The sequence below is a fragment of the Acidimicrobiales bacterium genome (assembly GCA_034521975.1).
Taxonomy (GTDB): Bacteria; Actinomycetota; Acidimicrobiia; order Acidimicrobiales; family SKKL01; genus SKKL01.
Genome location: JAXHLR010000002.1, coordinates 86,972 through 101,795, shown reverse-complemented (window position 1 = coordinate 101,795; position 14,824 = coordinate 86,972). Strand labels below are relative to the sequence as shown.

19 protein-coding genes are annotated in these 14,824 nt (G+C 69.9%); 8 read left to right on the top strand and 11 right to left on the bottom strand.

All coding sequences use genetic code 11. The features are described from left to right. The first annotated feature begins 25 nt into the window (after positions 1–25). Genes U5K29_00550 through U5K29_00535 form a run of 4 tightly spaced genes read left to right on the top strand, consistent with a single transcriptional unit; the run spans position 26 to position 1,962 of the window. The gene (locus U5K29_00550) at positions 26–760 is read left to right on the top strand and encodes an AzlC family ABC transporter permease (protein MDZ7677026.1); all 735 of its coding nucleotides are present in this window, start codon (positions 26–28) and stop codon (positions 758–760) included. Further along, positions 753–1,073 (top strand): AzlD domain-containing protein, encoded by a 321-nt coding sequence (locus U5K29_00545; GenBank protein ID MDZ7677025.1) that lies wholly within the window; start codon positions 753–755, stop codon positions 1,071–1,073. Before U5K29_00550 ends, U5K29_00545 begins: the two co-directional genes overlap by 8 nt. 29 nt (positions 1,074–1,102) lie before the next feature. Further along, positions 1,103–1,426, top strand: a complete 324-nt coding sequence (locus U5K29_00540) for a helix-turn-helix transcriptional regulator (protein MDZ7677024.1) — start codon at positions 1,103–1,105, stop codon at positions 1,424–1,426. Positions 1,427–1,431: 5 nt separating this feature from the next. Further along, entirely contained in the window at positions 1,432–1,962 is a 531-nt protein-coding gene (locus U5K29_00535; protein MDZ7677023.1) for a hypothetical protein, read from the top strand. Positions 1,963–1,988: 26 nt separating this feature from the next. On the opposite strand, the gene U5K29_00530 is transcribed toward U5K29_00535, so the two are convergent. The 6 genes from U5K29_00530 to U5K29_00505 form a co-directional block, all read right to left on the bottom strand. Beyond that, complete coding sequence (locus U5K29_00530; GenBank protein ID MDZ7677022.1) at positions 1,989–3,311, bottom strand: glycine--tRNA ligase; 1,323 nt, start codon at positions 3,309–3,311, stop codon at positions 1,989–1,991. A 145-nt stretch (positions 3,312–3,456) separates the two neighbouring features. Continuing rightward, the gene (locus U5K29_00525) at positions 3,457–3,783 is read right to left on the bottom strand and encodes a type II toxin-antitoxin system PemK/MazF family toxin (GenBank protein MDZ7677021.1); all 327 of its coding nucleotides are present in this window, start codon (positions 3,781–3,783) and stop codon (positions 3,457–3,459) included. Next, positions 3,780–4,016, bottom strand: a complete 237-nt coding sequence (locus tag U5K29_00520; GenBank protein ID MDZ7677020.1) for an antitoxin MazE5 — start codon at positions 4,014–4,016, stop codon at positions 3,780–3,782. Before U5K29_00520 ends, U5K29_00525 begins: the two co-directional genes overlap by 4 nt. 61 nt (positions 4,017–4,077) lie before the next feature. After that, entirely contained in the window at positions 4,078–4,803 is a 726-nt protein-coding gene (recO, locus tag U5K29_00515) for a DNA repair protein RecO (GenBank protein MDZ7677019.1), read from the bottom strand. A 42-nt stretch (positions 4,804–4,845) separates the two neighbouring features. Continuing rightward, complete coding sequence (gene uppS, locus U5K29_00510) at positions 4,846–5,568, bottom strand: polyprenyl diphosphate synthase (GenBank protein MDZ7677018.1); 723 nt, start codon at positions 5,566–5,568, stop codon at positions 4,846–4,848. A 26-nt stretch (positions 5,569–5,594) separates the two neighbouring features. Next, positions 5,595–5,963, bottom strand: a complete 369-nt coding sequence (locus U5K29_00505) for a hypothetical protein (GenBank protein ID MDZ7677017.1) — start codon at positions 5,961–5,963, stop codon at positions 5,595–5,597. A 102-nt stretch (positions 5,964–6,065) separates the two neighbouring features. Between U5K29_00505 and U5K29_00500 the strand changes: the two genes are divergently transcribed. Both U5K29_00500 and U5K29_00495 read left to right on the top strand, forming a co-directional pair. Next, a complete protein-coding gene (locus U5K29_00500) occupies positions 6,066–8,000 on the top strand; it encodes an ATP-dependent DNA helicase (GenBank protein MDZ7677016.1) in 1,935 nt (644 codons plus the stop codon). A gap of 67 nt (positions 8,001–8,067) precedes the next feature. Continuing rightward, complete coding sequence (locus tag U5K29_00495; GenBank protein MDZ7677015.1) at positions 8,068–8,622, top strand: hypothetical protein; 555 nt, start codon at positions 8,068–8,070, stop codon at positions 8,620–8,622. A 42-nt stretch (positions 8,623–8,664) separates the two neighbouring features. Here U5K29_00495 and U5K29_00490 read toward each other — a convergent pair whose 3' ends face one another. Beyond that, complete coding sequence (locus U5K29_00490; GenBank protein ID MDZ7677014.1) at positions 8,665–9,459, bottom strand: maleylpyruvate isomerase family mycothiol-dependent enzyme; 795 nt, start codon at positions 9,457–9,459, stop codon at positions 8,665–8,667. Positions 9,460–9,577: 118 nt separating this feature from the next. Here U5K29_00490 and U5K29_00485 point away from each other — a divergent pair, with 118 nt between their 5' ends. After that, entirely contained in the window at positions 9,578–10,156 is a 579-nt protein-coding gene (locus U5K29_00485; GenBank protein MDZ7677013.1) for a TetR/AcrR family transcriptional regulator, read from the top strand. 36 nt (positions 10,157–10,192) lie between these two features. Here the strand turns inward: U5K29_00485 and era are convergent, their stop codons facing one another. Genes era through U5K29_00470 form a run of 3 tightly spaced genes read right to left on the bottom strand, consistent with a single transcriptional unit; the run spans position 10,193 to position 13,802 of the window. Beyond that, complete coding sequence (gene era, locus U5K29_00480) at positions 10,193–12,289, bottom strand: GTPase Era (GenBank protein ID MDZ7677012.1); 2,097 nt, start codon at positions 12,287–12,289, stop codon at positions 10,193–10,195. Next, a complete protein-coding gene (gene ybeY / locus U5K29_00475) occupies positions 12,286–12,834 on the bottom strand; it encodes an rRNA maturation RNase YbeY (GenBank protein ID MDZ7677011.1) in 549 nt (182 codons plus the stop codon). The genes era and ybeY overlap by 4 nt, the downstream gene beginning before the upstream one ends. Next, entirely contained in the window at positions 12,831–13,802 is a 972-nt protein-coding gene (locus tag U5K29_00470) for a PhoH family protein (GenBank protein ID MDZ7677010.1), read from the bottom strand. The genes ybeY and U5K29_00470 overlap by 4 nt, the downstream gene beginning before the upstream one ends. 198 nt (positions 13,803–14,000) lie before the next feature. On the opposite strand from U5K29_00470, the gene U5K29_00465 reads away from it, so the two are divergent. Further along, entirely contained in the window at positions 14,001–14,588 is a 588-nt protein-coding gene (locus U5K29_00465; protein ID MDZ7677009.1) for a hypothetical protein, read from the top strand. On the opposite strand, the gene U5K29_00460 is transcribed toward U5K29_00465, so the two are convergent. Next, on the bottom strand, positions 14,528–14,785 hold the full coding sequence (locus tag U5K29_00460; GenBank protein ID MDZ7677008.1) for a helix-turn-helix domain-containing protein: 258 nt from the start codon (positions 14,783–14,785) through the stop codon (positions 14,528–14,530). The genes U5K29_00465 and U5K29_00460 overlap by 61 nt on opposite strands. Between the last annotated feature and the right edge of the window lie 39 nt (positions 14,786–14,824).

Genomic DNA, 14,824 nt, shown 5'->3' with positions numbered 1-14,824 from the left:
ACCCTCGCCCCGCCATGATGCGGGCATGAGTCGATCAGAGCTTCGAGCGGGCGCCCGCGCCGCCGCTCCCATGCTGGCAGCGGTGATCCCCTTCGGGCTCGTCGCCGGCGCCACCCCGGTCGCGGCCGGGTTCGGCGTCTTCGCTGCGCTGGGCATGTCGCTGTTCATGTTCGCCGGTGCCTCCCAGCTCGCGCTCACCGAGGTGCTCGCCGACGGTGGCTCGTTCTGGGTGGCGGCGACCGCAGCGTTGACGATCAACCTGCGCATGCTGCTCTACTCGGCATCGCTGGCACCGTTCCTCGCCCACGAGCCACTGCGGCGGCGTCTGGCCGCCGCCTACATGACCGTCGATCAGACCTACGCCCTGTCGGTCTCGCGCTGGACCGGACACGACCGCGTGCCCGATGCCAGCTTCCACATCGGCGGTGGGCTCCTGCTCGGCTCGGCGTGGCTGTCCTCCACCGCGATCGGTGGGGTGCTGGGCGAGACGCTGCCCGACGAGCTCCCCCTCGACTTCGCGGTGCCGCTGGTGTTCCTCGTGTTGCTGATCCCCATCCTCACCAACCGACCGGCGGTGGCGGCCACCATCGTCGGGGGCGTCGTCGCGGTGGCCGCCGCCGAGTCGGGGCTCGGGCCGTGGTCGATCATCGTGGGAGGCCTGAGCGGGATCGCGGCGGGCTCGGTGGTCGACTGGCTCACCACCCTCGGCCGGTCCGACGCCGCGGGCACCGCCTCTGGGTCGGGAGCGGTCGATGAGTGACGTGTGGATCGCCCTCGCGCTCGCGGGCGCCGGCACCTACGCCATGCGGGCGTCGTTCCTCGCCGCGGCCGGGCGCCTGTCCGAGGTCCCGCCGTGGGCGAACCGGATCCTTCGCCAGATCCCGCCCGCCGTGCTCGCCGCGATCATCCTTCCGTCGCTGGTGCGCCCCGAGGGCACGGTCGATCTGCTCCAACCCCGACTCGCCGCCGGGCTCCTCGCGGCACTGGTGGCGTGGAAGACGCGGTCGGTCGCCCTCACCCTGGCGCTGGGGATCGGAGGACTCATGGTCATCGAGGCGATCTGGCCCTGGTGAAGCGGTATCCGCTCGGATACCATGTTGGCATGAAGGTCGACACGGTGATCCGCACCGCACGACAGCGGGCGGGGCTCAGTCTCCGGGGCCTCGCCGAACGCTCCGGCACCTCACACGCCACCCTCGCCGCCTACGAGCACGGCCGCAAGGTGCCCCGGGCCGACACCCTGGCCCGCATCCTCGACGCAGCAGGCGTCGCCCTGGTCCCCACCCCCATCCGACGCAGCGATCACGACCTGGCCGCCCGCCGGGCCAAGGGAGACGAACTGGTCGAGGCGCTGCGGTTGGCCGCTCGGTTCCCGGCCCGGCACGCGCCCACCATGGGATATCCCCGCTTCGGCCAGGTCGCCTGAGCCCGGTGGATCTGCCCGAACGCATCGTCGCGCTGCACCTCGCCCTCGACGGCGGCGCTGTGCCCCACGCCTTCGGCGGCGCGCTGGCCCTCGCTTGGTGCACCCACCAGGCACGAGGCACGATCGATGTCGACCTCAACGTGTTCGTCCCCCCGAGCGATCTCGACAAGGTCCTCGGCGCGCTCCCCCGCGAGATGACCTGGACCGACGACGACATCACCACCATCGGCCGCGACGGCCAGGTGCGTCTGTGGTGGGACCGCACACCGGTCGACCTGTTCTTCAACACCACCGAGTTCCACGGCCAGGTCCTCGACCGGGTGCGACTCGAGCCGTTCCTCGGCCACGACCTGCCGTTCCTGGCCTGTGGCGACCTGGCGGTGTTCAAGGCGTTCTTCGACCGCACCCGCGACTGGGCCGACCTCGAGGACATGGCGGCCGCCGGCACGCTCGACGTGCCCGGAGTGCTCGGGGTGCTCGTGCACTACCTGGGCGTCGACGACCACCGCATCGAGCGCTTGCGCTTGCTGGGCTGAATGCCGGCCCAGGCGACGGTCATCCACTACACCAGCCGCGAGCGGAACCAGTCGACCAGCTCGGCGATGGGTACGCGCTCCTGCTCCATCGAGTCGCGGTCGCGGATGGTGACCGCCTTGTCGTCGAGGCTGTCGAAGTCGATGGTGACGCAGTAGGGAGTGCCGAGCTCGTCCTGGCGGCGGTAACGCCGGCCGATGGCCTGGGTCTCGTCGTAGTCGCACATGAAGTGCGGCTGGAGGGCGGCGAGGACCTCCTGGGCCGGCGGGATGAGCGTGTCCTTCTTCGAAAGGGGCAGCACCGCGATCTGGTACGGCGCGATGCGGTGGTGCAGGCGCAGCACGGTGCGCGTCTCGCCCCGAACCTCCTCCTCGTCGTAGGCGGCCATGAGGAACGCCATCATCGTGCGGGTGGCACCAGCCGCGGGCTCGATGACGTGGGGCACGTAGCGCTCGTTGGTGGCCTGATCGAAGTAGTCGAGCTTCTCGCCGGAGTGGTTGGCGTGCTGGGTCAGGTCGTAGTCGCCTCGATTGGCGATGCCCTCCAGCTCGTCCCAGCCCCAGGGGAACAGGTACTCGACGTCGGCGGTGCCCGAGGAGTAGTGGCTGAGCTCGTCGGCGTCGTGGGCACGCAGGCGAAGCTGATCGGCGGGGATGCCGTGGTCGATGTACCACTGGAGCCGTTCGGCGCACCAGTACTCGTACCACCGCTGGGCCTCGTCGGGCGGGACGAAGAACTCGAGCTCCATCTGCTCGAACTCGCGGGTGCGGAACACGAAGTTCTGGGGAGTGATCTCGTTGCGGAACGACTTGCCGACCTGGGCGATGCCGAACGGGGGCTTCTTGCGGCTGGTGTTCAACACGTTGGCGAAGTTGGTGAACATGCCCTGGGCGGTCTCGGGCCGCAGGTAGGCGACGGCGCCGTCGTTCTCCACCGGGCCGGCGTGGGTCTTGAACAACAGGTTGAACTGGCGGGGCTCGGTGAACTGGCCCGACTCGCCACACGTGGGGCAGGTGTCGGGGTCGTCGAGCTTGTCGACGCGGTGGCGGGCGCCACATGCCCGGCAGTCGACGAGCGGGTCGGTGAAGTTCTGGAGGTGACCCGACGCCTCCCACACCTGCGGTGGGGAGAGGATGGCGGCGTCGATGCCGACCACGTCGGTGCGCATCTGCACCATCGAGCGCCACCACGCGTTCTTCACGTTGCGCAACATGAGCACGCCGACCGGGCCGTAGTCGTAGGTCGACCGGAAGCCGCCGTAGATCTCGGCCGAGGGGAACACGAAACCCCGCCGCTTGGTGAGGTTGACGATCTTGTCGAACAGCGCGTACTCGGCTTCGGGCTCGGACATGGTGGACAAGGCTACAAGGGGTGCCCTCGTGGCCCCCAACGGGATCCGCCACCGTGCACATCGGCGCGCCATGATGAGGAGGTGTGCAGCCGGCGTCAGGCCATGCGTGATGATCAAGGCCACCGAGACGTTGCGGCGGATCGGTTCAGGCGCAGTCGACGGCCACGGCGAGCGCGGCGCAGACCTGCCGCATCCGGTCGTCGCTGAGCCGACCGAGTCGGTCGACGAGCACACCGAGCGACACACTCTCGACGGAGTCGAGGTTGACCACACTCACCAGCGGCACTGGGTCCGCGCCCGGTTCGAGGGTCACCTCGCTCGGTAGGTGCCGGATCGTCGTGGTGCACGGCGCGACGAGCGATCGACCGAGGTGGGGGATGGCGATGTCGCGACTCAACACGACAACCGGTCGTCGCCCGATGTGGGGAAGCTCACACCACCACAGCTCTCCCCGTCGCGGCCGGTCGGTCACGATAGGCCAGCACCCGTGCGGAACGACGCCAGATCGCCCCACTCGTCGGGCTCGTCGAGGGGATGCTCGTCGTACGCGGCATAGGCGCGATCGACCTCGGCGCGTCGATGCTGTGCCAGGAGCGCGGTGAGCGCTTGATCCAACAGCACAGCGTCCGAGACAGCGGCGGTCACCTGGCGCGCCTGGGTGAGCAACTCGTCATCGACCGTGGTGCTCACGCGTGTTCGAGCCATGGCATGACTATGCCACTCCTCTTCGATCACCACAAGGCGCCGTCATGTCGTGATGGACGCACTAGGCCCGTTCGATGACCCCCACCGACCGGAGTCGCCGTTCGAGGTGGTGCTCCATCGCCCTGGTGGCGAGCTGTTCGACCTCGTGGGTCGCCGGCGATCCGGGCTCGTTGAGCGCGGCGCCGAGATGGCCTCCGAGGATCCGTCGCATCAGGTCGAGCGCCTCGGGTGTCAGCGGCACGCCGGAACGACACGAGTGGCAGAGCGTGCCGCCCTCGTGCAGGTCGAAGGCCACCAGCTCGGCGTCCTCGCCGCAGCTCACGCACCGGTCGAGCACCGGCCCGAACCCCTCCTGGGTGAGCAGCTTCCAGTAGAAGGCGCCCATCACCAGCGGCGAGTCCTGGGCCGCCAAGGCCCGCAACGCCCCGAGCAGCATGCGGTACAGGTGCGGGTTGTCCTCGCGCTCCTGGGCCATCTGATCGATCGCCTCGAGCATGGAGGTGGCCCGCGAGAAGCGATCGAGGTCCTCGCGGATCGGTCGGAAGTGGTCGATGGACTCGACCTGGGTCACGATGTCGAGCTCGCGGCCCTCGTAGAGCTGCAGGGCCACGTGGCTGATGGGCTCGAGACGGGAACCGAACTTGGAGCGGGTCTTGCGCACTCCCTTGGCCACGGCGCGGACCTTGCCCCGGCCCTGGGTGATGAACACCACGATGCGGTCGGCCTCACCCAGCTTGTAGGTGCGCAGCACGATCCCGTGGTCGCGGTAGATCGCTCCCTTGCTCACACCCGGACGCTACCGCCGCACCGGCTCGGCGCCGCGGACTGCTCAGGTCTCGTCGACGCCGCCGAAGCGTCGTTCGCGCCGCTGGTACTCGGCGACGGCGTCGAAGAGGTGCTCGCGCCGGAAGTCGGGCCACAACACGTCGGTGAAGACCAGCTCGCTGTAGGCCAGCTGCCACAGCAGGTAGTTCGAGGTGCGGAACTCGCCCGAGGTGCGGACCATGAGGTCGGGGTCGGGCATGTCGGGCGCGTACAGGTGAGCGGCGATGGCCCGCTCGTCGATCTTGTCGCTCGGGATCCCTTCATCGACGATCGCCCGCACCGCGTCGACCAGCTCGGCCCGCCCGCCGTAGTTGAACGCCATGGTGAAGGTCATGGTGCGGTTGTCGGCGGTGAGCTCCTCGGACTCCTCCATGCGACGCAGGAGGCGCTTGGGCACCCGCCAGTCGCGGCGCCCGATGAACCGCATCCGCACCCCCCGCTCGTGCAGCTCGTCGCGACGACGGACCAGGATCGACTCGTTGAAGTTCATGAGGAACTTCACCTCGTCTCGGGGACGTCGCCAGTTCTCGGTGGAGAAGGCATAGACCGTCAGCCAGCCGAGCCCGAGATCGAGCGCACCTTCGACGGTGTCGAACAGCGCTCCCTCGCCCGCGGCGTGACCCTCGGTCCGCTTCAGGCCACGGCGCTTGGCCCAGCGGCCGTTGCCATCCATCACACAGGCGACGTGGGCGGGGATGCGCGTGGGATCGATCTCGTCGGGGGCCACGTCCCGAACGCTACCGCGCCGGTCGCCTACCGCTTGCCGGAGACGATCTGGTACACCCGGGCCCTGGTGACGCCGATGGCATCGCCGATCTCGCGGTAGCTCACCCCTGAACCGGCCGCGGCGCGCACCTCGACCTTGAGCTCCTCCCAGGCGGCCTGCTCGGCCAGCCGCGCCAGTTCGAGGCGCTCACGCTTGGCCACGAGGGTCTTGCGGGTGGCGTCGTCGATGGGTCCACCCTTGGGCTTGCGCTGGCCGTTCGTCATGGAAGGTTCCGAGGTGTGATCGCTGCGTGATCGAGTGGCCTCGAGGCGTGCTTCGAGCTCGGCGACCCGGTCGACCAGCGACTCGATGGTCTGTTCTGCTGGCTCCTGCTCGCTCGCGCTCGTGCCTGGCATGGGACCCCATCGGCGCCCCGACGCGGCAGTCAAGGTCGGGGGCACCGATTCGGTGCGTACGACCTAGGTCGGACGACCCAACCGGGGTGTCCCACCCCGCAGATGGACACCGGTAGCGTCGTGTGGGTGCCGGTCCCCTCCACCGATCCCAGCGACACGGTCTCCGCGCTGGAGTCGGTCGTCGCCAACCTGCCCGGTGGTGGCGAGGATCGACCGGGACAGGTGGAGATGGCCCGTGCGGTCGCCGAGGGCATCGCGTCGGGCCGCCACGTGGTGGTCCAGGCGGGCACGGGCACCGGCAAGTCGCTCGCCTACCTCGTGCCCGCGGTGCTGTCCGGTCAACGGGTCGTCGTCGCCACCGCGACCAAGGCGCTGCAGGACCAGCTCGCCGGCAAGGACCTCCCCTTCTTGGCCGAGCAGCTCGACCACGACGTCGGGTTCGCGGTGCTGAAGGGCCGGTCCAACTACGTGTGCCTGCAGCGGGTGGCCGAGGTTGGTGGGGGCGGCGACGACGAGCAGCTCGGCCTCGACGGACTGGCCGAGCGGGCGCCGGCCGAGGAGATCGCCCAGCTGGTCGCCTGGGCGGCCACCACCGAGACCGGCGACCGCGCCGAGCTGAGCTTCGAGCCCTCGGTGCGGGCGTGGACCGCGGTGTCGGTCGGCCCCCGCGAGTGCCCCGGGGCCAACAAGTGCCCGAAGGGCGACGTGTGCTTCACCGAGGCCGCCCGCCGGGCCGCCGCCGACGCCGACGTGGTGGTCGTCAACACCCACCTCTACGGACTCGACGTGGCCACCATGGGCGCGGTGCTCCCCGAGCACGACGTGGTGGTGATCGACGAGGCCCACCAGCTCGAAGAGGTCATCTCCGCCACCTCCGGGATCGAGATCGGCGCCGGACGGTTCCAGCACCTCGGCCGGGCAGCACGAGCGATCATCGCCGACGACACCCTGGCCGCCTCACTCGAGGCAGCGGGATCGGCCCTGGCCGACGAGCTGGGAGAGCTGGCCGGCACACGCCTGCGGGCACCGATCGAGGGGCCGGTGGCCGAAGCGCTGGTGACCGCCCGTCAGCACGCGGACCGCGTCCTCGACGCTGTCCGTCGGGTCCCCAAGGACAGCACCGCCGACGTGGCGGCGCGCCGCGAGCGGGCGCTCACCTCGGCCGGCGCGCTCATCGACGATCTCGACACCGCCCTCGCGGTGCCCGACACCCACGTCGCCTGGGTCAGCGGGAGCCCGGAGTTCTCCTCGTTGCAGCTCACCCCGGTGGACGTGGCGGAGTTGCTGGTGGACGGCTTGTGGGCCCAGCGCACCGCCGTGCTCACCAGCGCGACGATCCCACCCAACCTGGCGGCGGTGGTGGGCCTCCCCGATGGGGGGTTCGATCAGCTCGACGTCGGCAGTCCGTTCGAGTACCAGACCAATGCGCTGCTGTACTGCGCGGCGTCGATGCCCGATCCCCGCGATACCGCCTACGAGGCGGCGCTGCACTCCGAGCTCGAGGCGCTGATCGTCGCCGCTGGAGGGCGCACCTTGGCGCTGTTCACGTCGTGGCGGGCCATGGACGCCGCGGCGCGGGTGCTCGAACCGCGACTACCCTGGAAGGTGCTGACCCAGCGCGACCTCCCCAAGCCGGCGCTGGTCGAGGCGTTCCGCGACGACGAGCAGAGCTGTCTGTTCGCCACCCTCGGGTTCTGGCAGGGCGTGGACCTTCCCGGCCGCACCCTGTCGCTGGTCACCATCGACCGGCTGCCGTTTCCCCGACCCGACGACCCGGTGCTGTCGGCGCGCCGCGAACGGGTGCGGGGCGACGCGTTCCGCCTGATCGATCTCCCCCGTGCGGCCATGATGCTGTCCCAGGGCGCCGGCCGGCTCATCCGCAGCGACCAGGATCGCGGTGTGGTCGCGGTGCTCGACAAGCGATTGGCCACCGCGGCCCGCTACCGCTGGGACATCGTCAACGCGCTCCCCCCGATGCGTCGCACCAAGGACAGCGCCGAGGTCGAGGCGTTTCTCAAGGAGATGCGGGACGGCTGAGCGATCAGCCTCGCAGGCTCCCCTTCTGACCCTTGCATGTAGTGTTAGGTGCTCCTAACATCAGGGCATGCTCAATGACCGGATCCTCGCCTGCCTCCGCCGAACCGCTGCCCTGCTTCACTGCATTCCCGACAGCGTGCTCGTCATCTCCGCCGATGGACGGGCGGTCCTCCGGGCCGGTCCCGACGCCCCGGGTGCCACGACGGCCGCGATGCGAACCTCGACCTGTGGGTTCCGGAGCGCTGTGGCCCGGGCCTGGTCGCTGCACCGCGACCGACACCGGCTCTCCTTCCTCCACCTCAGCGGGAACGAGCACCTGCACCTGCGGTTCGTGACCGGACTGGCGGCCGACCCCGAACCCGACGGCGTGTTCCGCATCCGGTTCGGCGCCGAGCAGATCGCCCTCTTCGCCACCACCCTCGAACTCGACACCGTGCGCGAACTCACCGGACCCCACACCCCCGTCGAGTTCCACGAGGACCGGGCCCTCGGGATCACCATCGGACACATCCACGACGCCACCGATACGTTCGCCCGTCGCGCCCTGGGCGACCTTGCCGCCTGCTGTGTCGTCGAGGAGCTCGTCGCGGACCTCAACCCCCTCACCGTGGACCACTTCTGAGCGTCCCCGAGACCGCCAGCAGCTGCCGATCGGGGCGCAGGATCAGAAGAGCACGCGGGTCGTGAGGAGCTCGACGCCCGGTGTGTCCGGGGCGGGATCGCCTCGCCCCGAGACGATCCAGGCGAAACTCAGCGCATCGAGCTCGATCTGGGGACCGTCGGACCCCTGCGCGTAGTCGCCGCCGGCCTTCCCGGTGAGGGCGAGACGGAACGGCGCCCCGTGGCGCTGCGCCCACTCGATGACGACATCCTCCACGATCCTCCCGTCGACGTCCGGATCGATGTTCGGCTCACGGTCGACCGCCCGCGCGATGTCGACGCGGTGCAACCAGGCGTCGCGGGTGAAGATCACCGTGTTCAGCTCGCCGAGGGTGACCCGGGCCGGGGAACCGGCGGGCGTGTTGCCGGACGCGTCGACGGGGACCGGGATGCGTCCGAGCAGCGTCGGGAAGCGCGACCGGGCGCGCACCGCTCGGGGCGCGACGTCGCGCAGTCGCGCCAGGAGCGCGTCAGGCTCGAGCTCGGCGTGCTTGCGGATGTGGAGACCGGTCCATGCGTCGAGGCCGTTGCCGTCGTATTCGCCCTTGTGTCGCATGGCCCATGCCTGCTGGCGGAGGAACTCGGGGATGGAGGCGTGCGCCTCGGCGGCGCCGAGCAGGTGGCGGACCATGTCGGCGACGGTCCACGGCTTGCAGACGGTGGGGCGCTCCCACTCCTCGGGCGACAGGGACCTCAGCTGGTCGAGCAGCGCGTCGTAGGCCGCGGTCGCGAGGCGCCAGGCCTCGGGACCGCGATCGATGCGCTCGAGACGGTCGATCGTGGTCGCGGTTCGGTTCATGATCGCTCCTTCCGGTGTGCGAACACCTGGGACAACGTATGCCTCTTCCCGCCTAACGTCAATAGGTTTTCCAAACTCTGTTAGGGTCAATGGGCCATCAGCTGGAGGTGGACCGACCGTGGACCGTCGAGCTCAACGACACGAGCAGATCCGCGCCCAGATCCTCGAGGGTGCGTGGACCCTCGCCCGCGAGCGTGGACTCACTGGCTGGACCCTCCGTGAGCTGGGGGACTCGGTCGGGATGCGCGCCCCGTCGCTCTACGTCTACTTCGACCGAAAGCACGCGATCTACGACGCGATGTTCGCCCAGGGCTACGAGCAGCTCCTCGCCGAGGTCGAGGGAGTGTCGAGGTCCGGTAGCCCGTCCGAGGTGCTCGGTCGGATCGCGCACGGGTACTTCGACTTCTGCGTCACCGACCCCGCTCGATTCCAGCTGCTGTTCCTCCGGGTCATCCCCGACTTCACCCCTTCGCCCGCCAGCTACGCCCTCGCTCAGCACGCCCTGGACCTGCTCCAGGAGGTCCTCGCTGACCTCGGGATCTCCCACGAGGGCGCCATGGACCTGTGGACCGCGATCAACACCGGGCTGGCGAGCCAACAGCTCAGCAACGACCCCCATGGCGATCGCTGGGCCGTCCTCATCGATCGCGCCGTCGAGATGTACATCGACAGCGAGCTCGAGCCTCCACCGGCCTGAGCCCTCGCCACCGAGACGACCACTGTTGTTGCCCGGTCAGTAGCCGAGGCGCTCGAGCGCCTTGGAGCGGCGCTGCCAGTCCTTGTCGACCTTGACGAACAGCTCGAGGTAGGCACCCGCCGGGAGCTGCTCGCGCACCCGGGTGCCGACCTCTTTGAGCACCGAGCCCTTCGCGCCGATCACGATGCCCTTCTGGGAGTCGCGCTCGACGAGGATCTCGACCCGGATGCGGGGCCACTCCCACTCGGTGACCCGAGTGGCGATCGAGTGCGGCAACTCCTCGCGGGCGACGGCCAGCAGCTGCTCGCGCACCAGCTCGGCCACCCAGAACGCCTCGGGCACGTCGGTGATCATGTCGTCGGGGTAGTACTGGGGTCCTTCGGGCATGCGCTCGACGAGGTGGTCGACCAGGGCGTCGACGCCCTCGCCGGTGGTGGCCGACACGGGGAAGTACTCGCTGAAGTCCAGCTCCGAGGCCTTGGCCAGTTGGCTGATGACCTGGTCGGGCGAGGCGATGTCGACCTTGTTGACCACGACGATGGCGTCGGAGCGGCAGCGAGCGGCGACCCAGCGGTCGCCGGGCCCGAGCGGAGCGGTGGCGTCGATCACCACGCAGGCGGCGTCGACGCCCTCGAGGGTGGAGGTGGCGGTGTCGTTGAGCCGCTCCCCCAGCAGGGTGCGGGGCTTGTGGATGCCGGGCGTGTCGACGAACACGATCTGGGTGTCGGGCCGGTTGAGCACCCCGCGCACCTCGGTGCGGGTGGTCTGGGGCTTGTCGGACACGATGGTGACCTTCTGGCCCAGGATGCGGTTGAGCAGCGTGGACTTGCCCACGTTGGGCCGCCCCACGATGGTCACGAAGCCCGACCGCATCAGGCCGACCCGGCGAGGCGATCGACCCGGACACGGCCGATCCGGCGGCCCTGGACCTTCTCGGCACGCAGGCGGAACCCGTCGACCTCGACGCACTCGCCCTCCACCGGCACGTGGCCCAGCAGGTCGAACACCAGGCCGCCGACGGTGTCCCAGTCGCCTTCGGGCAGCTCGGCGTCGAGCATCTCGTTGAGCTCGTCGACCGGGAAGCCGGGCGTTGACCCGCAGGTTGCCTCCTCCGAGCGGCTCGATCATGGGGTCCTCGACGTCGAACTCGTCGACGATCTCGCCGACCAGCTCCTCGATCAGGTCCTCGAGGGTGACCAGCCCGGCGGTGGCGCCGTACTCGTCCACCACCACGGCGATGTGGTACTGCTCGGCCTGCATCTCGCGCAGCAGCGAGGCCACCCGCTTGGATTCGGGGACGAAGTGGGCGGGCCGCAACACGGTGCGGACCGGGTCGTCGGAGCGACCGTCGAGGTCGGCACGCATGAGGTCCTTGGCGTAGGCGACACCGACGATGTCGTCGATCCCGTCGCCGTAGGCGGGCACGCGGCTGAAGCCGTTCATGACCACGATCTCCATCACGTCGGCGATGCGGAACTCGGCCTGGACGCTGATCATGTCGGGGCGCGGGACCATGACCTCGCGCACGACGGTGTCGCCGAACTCGATGATCGACTCGATCAGCTCCTGTTCGTCGGAGTCGATCACGGCCTCGTCGGCGGCGACGCCGGCCATGGCCAGCAGCTCCTCCTCGGAGACGGCGGGGCCCTGGCTGCGGGTGCGGCCGGGGACGAGGAAGCGGGCGATGGCGACGAGCAGGCCGGTGATCCAACGCAGTGGGGGCACCGCGGCAAGGCCCCGAACGAGGGGTGCGGCCACGATCGCGGAGCGGCCCGGATCTTGCAGGGCCCAGGTCTTGGGAGCGGCTTCGCCCACCACGAAGATGATGACGACCTCGACACCCAGGGCGACGAGCACGCCCTGGATCCCCCACTGGTGGTCGGCCAGCACGGCGATGATGGTGGCCGCTCCCAGGTGGCAGATGAGCACCAGCAACAACACGGGGTTGAGGTGCTGCTCGCGGTCGTCGAGCATGCGGGTGAGGTGACGGGCACCCTTGGCTCCGTCCTCCTCCAGGGCGCGGGCCCGACCTCGGCTGAGGTGGGTGAGGCTGGTCTCGGCCATGGCCAGCACCGCGGCGGACGACACCAGCGCTGCGGCGGCGATGAGTCCGTAGACGACTCGATCGGTCACGAGGGTGGAACCTTTCGGGGCGCGGCGGCGAGGACCTGTCGTTCGGCGGCCCACATGGCCTCGGCCTCGCCGGGTTCGGCATGGTCGTGGCCGGCGACGTGGAGCACGCCGTGGACGACCAGCAGGGCCAACTCGTCGTCCAGGCCTCCGTCGTGGCTCGGGTGACCGGGGTGGGGTTCGGTGCCCGGGCGGCCGGGGGCGTTGCCGGCGGCCACCGCGGGGCAGATGACGACGTCGCCGAGGAGGACGGGGGCCGCGTCGGTCGGGAGGTCGTCGGCTGCGAGCCCGGCGTCGAGGGGGAACGACAACACGTCGGTGGGACCGTCGGCGCCCATGTGGGCGGCGTTGAGCTCGGCCATCGTGGACTCGTCGACGAAGGTGACGGTGAGCTCACCGTGGGTGATGCCCTGGTGGACGAGGGCGAGCTCGGCGAGGTGCGCCCAACGGTCGGTGTCGATCGCGTGGTCGGACTGCTCGTCGGCGATGGCGACCACGACCCCGGCACCGGTGTCCGCGGGGCGCGTGGGACTGGGGGGCTCGCTCACCGGGGCGTGCCACCTCCCCGGTCGGCGGTGTCGGCCTTGGCGTAGGCGTCGACGATGTCCTGCACGATGCGGTGGCGCACCACGTCGCGGCTGTCGAGGTGGACCCAGGCCAGACCGGTGATGCCCGACAGCACCCGCTCGAGCCCGTCGAGCCCGCTGCGGCCGCCGGCGACGTCGACCTGGGTGGTGTCGCCGGTGATGACGGCCTTGGAGCCGAACCCGATGCGGGTGAGGAACATCTTCATCTGCTCGGGCGTGGTGTTCTGGGCTTCGTCGAGGATGATGAAGCTGTGGTTGAGGGTACGTCCCCGCATGAAGGCGAGGGGTGCGACCTCGACGGTGGTGCGGTCGAGCAGCTTCTGGGCGCCTTCGGCGTCGACCATGTCGTAGAGAGCGTCGTAGAGGGGCCGCAGGTAGGGGTCGACCTTGGCCATCAGGTCGCCGGGAAGGAACCCGAGGCGCTCGCCGGCCTCGACGGCGGGCCGGGTGAGGATGATCCGCTCGACCTGTTTGGTCTGCAGGGCGTGCACCGCGGCGGCCACCGCGAGCCACGACTTGCCGGTGCCGGCCGGGCCGATGCCGAAGGTGATGACGTTGTCGGTGATGGCCTGCACGTAGCGGCCCTGGCCGCTGGATTTGGGGCGGATCGATCGACCCCGTGAGGTGCGCACCACCTCGTGGGTGAGGATCTGTGAGGGGCTCTCGTCGGCACGGATCATCTCGATGGTCCGGGTGATGCTGCCGGGGTCGAGGGCCTGACCTTGTTCGAGCAGCAGCACCAGCTCCTCGAAGATGCGGCCGATCTCGTCGGCGTCGGGACCGGCGACGGTGATCTCGTTGCCTCGCACGTGGATGGCCGCGGCGCTGAACGCGTCCTCGACGACCCGTAGCAGTTCGTCCCGTTGCCCCAGGAGCCCCACCATGAGGTGGTTGCCCGGGACGCTGATCTTGACCTCTGGTTCTGACATCGCCGCTTTCATCCGGTGTGACATCAGGCTATCGCTCCGATGGCACGGGTTCGCATCGGATCGTGAGCGGACGTGGCTCCCCTGGCGCCTCCCGGAGCCGATCGTCTAGGGTCTGAAGGGCTGGCCGGAGGCGACAGAGCCACACCGGGACAGAGCCACACCGGCGTACAGGCGGACAGGCGGACAGGCGGACAGGCGATGCAACCACTCGGCGGGAACCCAGGAGCAGACGGCGGTGAGGTTGGCCTCGACGAGTGGGCCGACCGGGCGCGTGTCGACACCGCCGGTCAGCTGCGCCGGCGCGAGGCATGGTTGCGCCGCCAGGCCGCCGAGGACGCCAGCGTGGTGGGCGTGCTCATCACCCATGCCGAGCGGGGGTCGACGGTGTCGGTCACCACCTGGTCGGGCAACCGCTACGTCGGGCGGGTGCGCGGCGCGGGGTGGGAGCTGGTGACCGTCGAGGTCACCGGGGCGTTGGGCTTCATCCGGCTCGACAGCATCGAGACCTTCAGGGCCCATCACGGTGACGGGGGCGACGCCCCCGACCCGGTGGGCCACCGCGGCGGCGCCGATCCGATCTCGATGGGCGAGGTCCTGGGGCTGGTGGCGGCCGACCGGCCCGAGGTGACGCTGGTGTCGCGCTCGGGCGGGCAACTGGCGGGTGAGCTCGTTGCGGTCGGTCGCGACGTGGTGATGGTGCGACCCCCCGATCAACGAGGACTGGCCTATGCCCCGTTGGCCTCGGTCTCGGAGGCGTTGGTCCCGGCTTCGACAGGATCGGGGTAGAGGTGTTCGAGCGAGCCCGGCTGGATGCGGCAGCGCTGGATGAACTCGTCCACCTCGCCGGCCTGGAGCCGGATGACCCGGCCGAACCGGTACGCGGGGATCTGGCCTTCGTCGATGAACCGGTACAGCGTGCGGGCGGTCACGCCCAGGCGACGAGCGGCTTCGCCGGTGGAGAGCCAGCGGATGTCTTCGGTCATGGCACCCAGCATAGATGACGCGGTCCCGGAGTGCAGTGA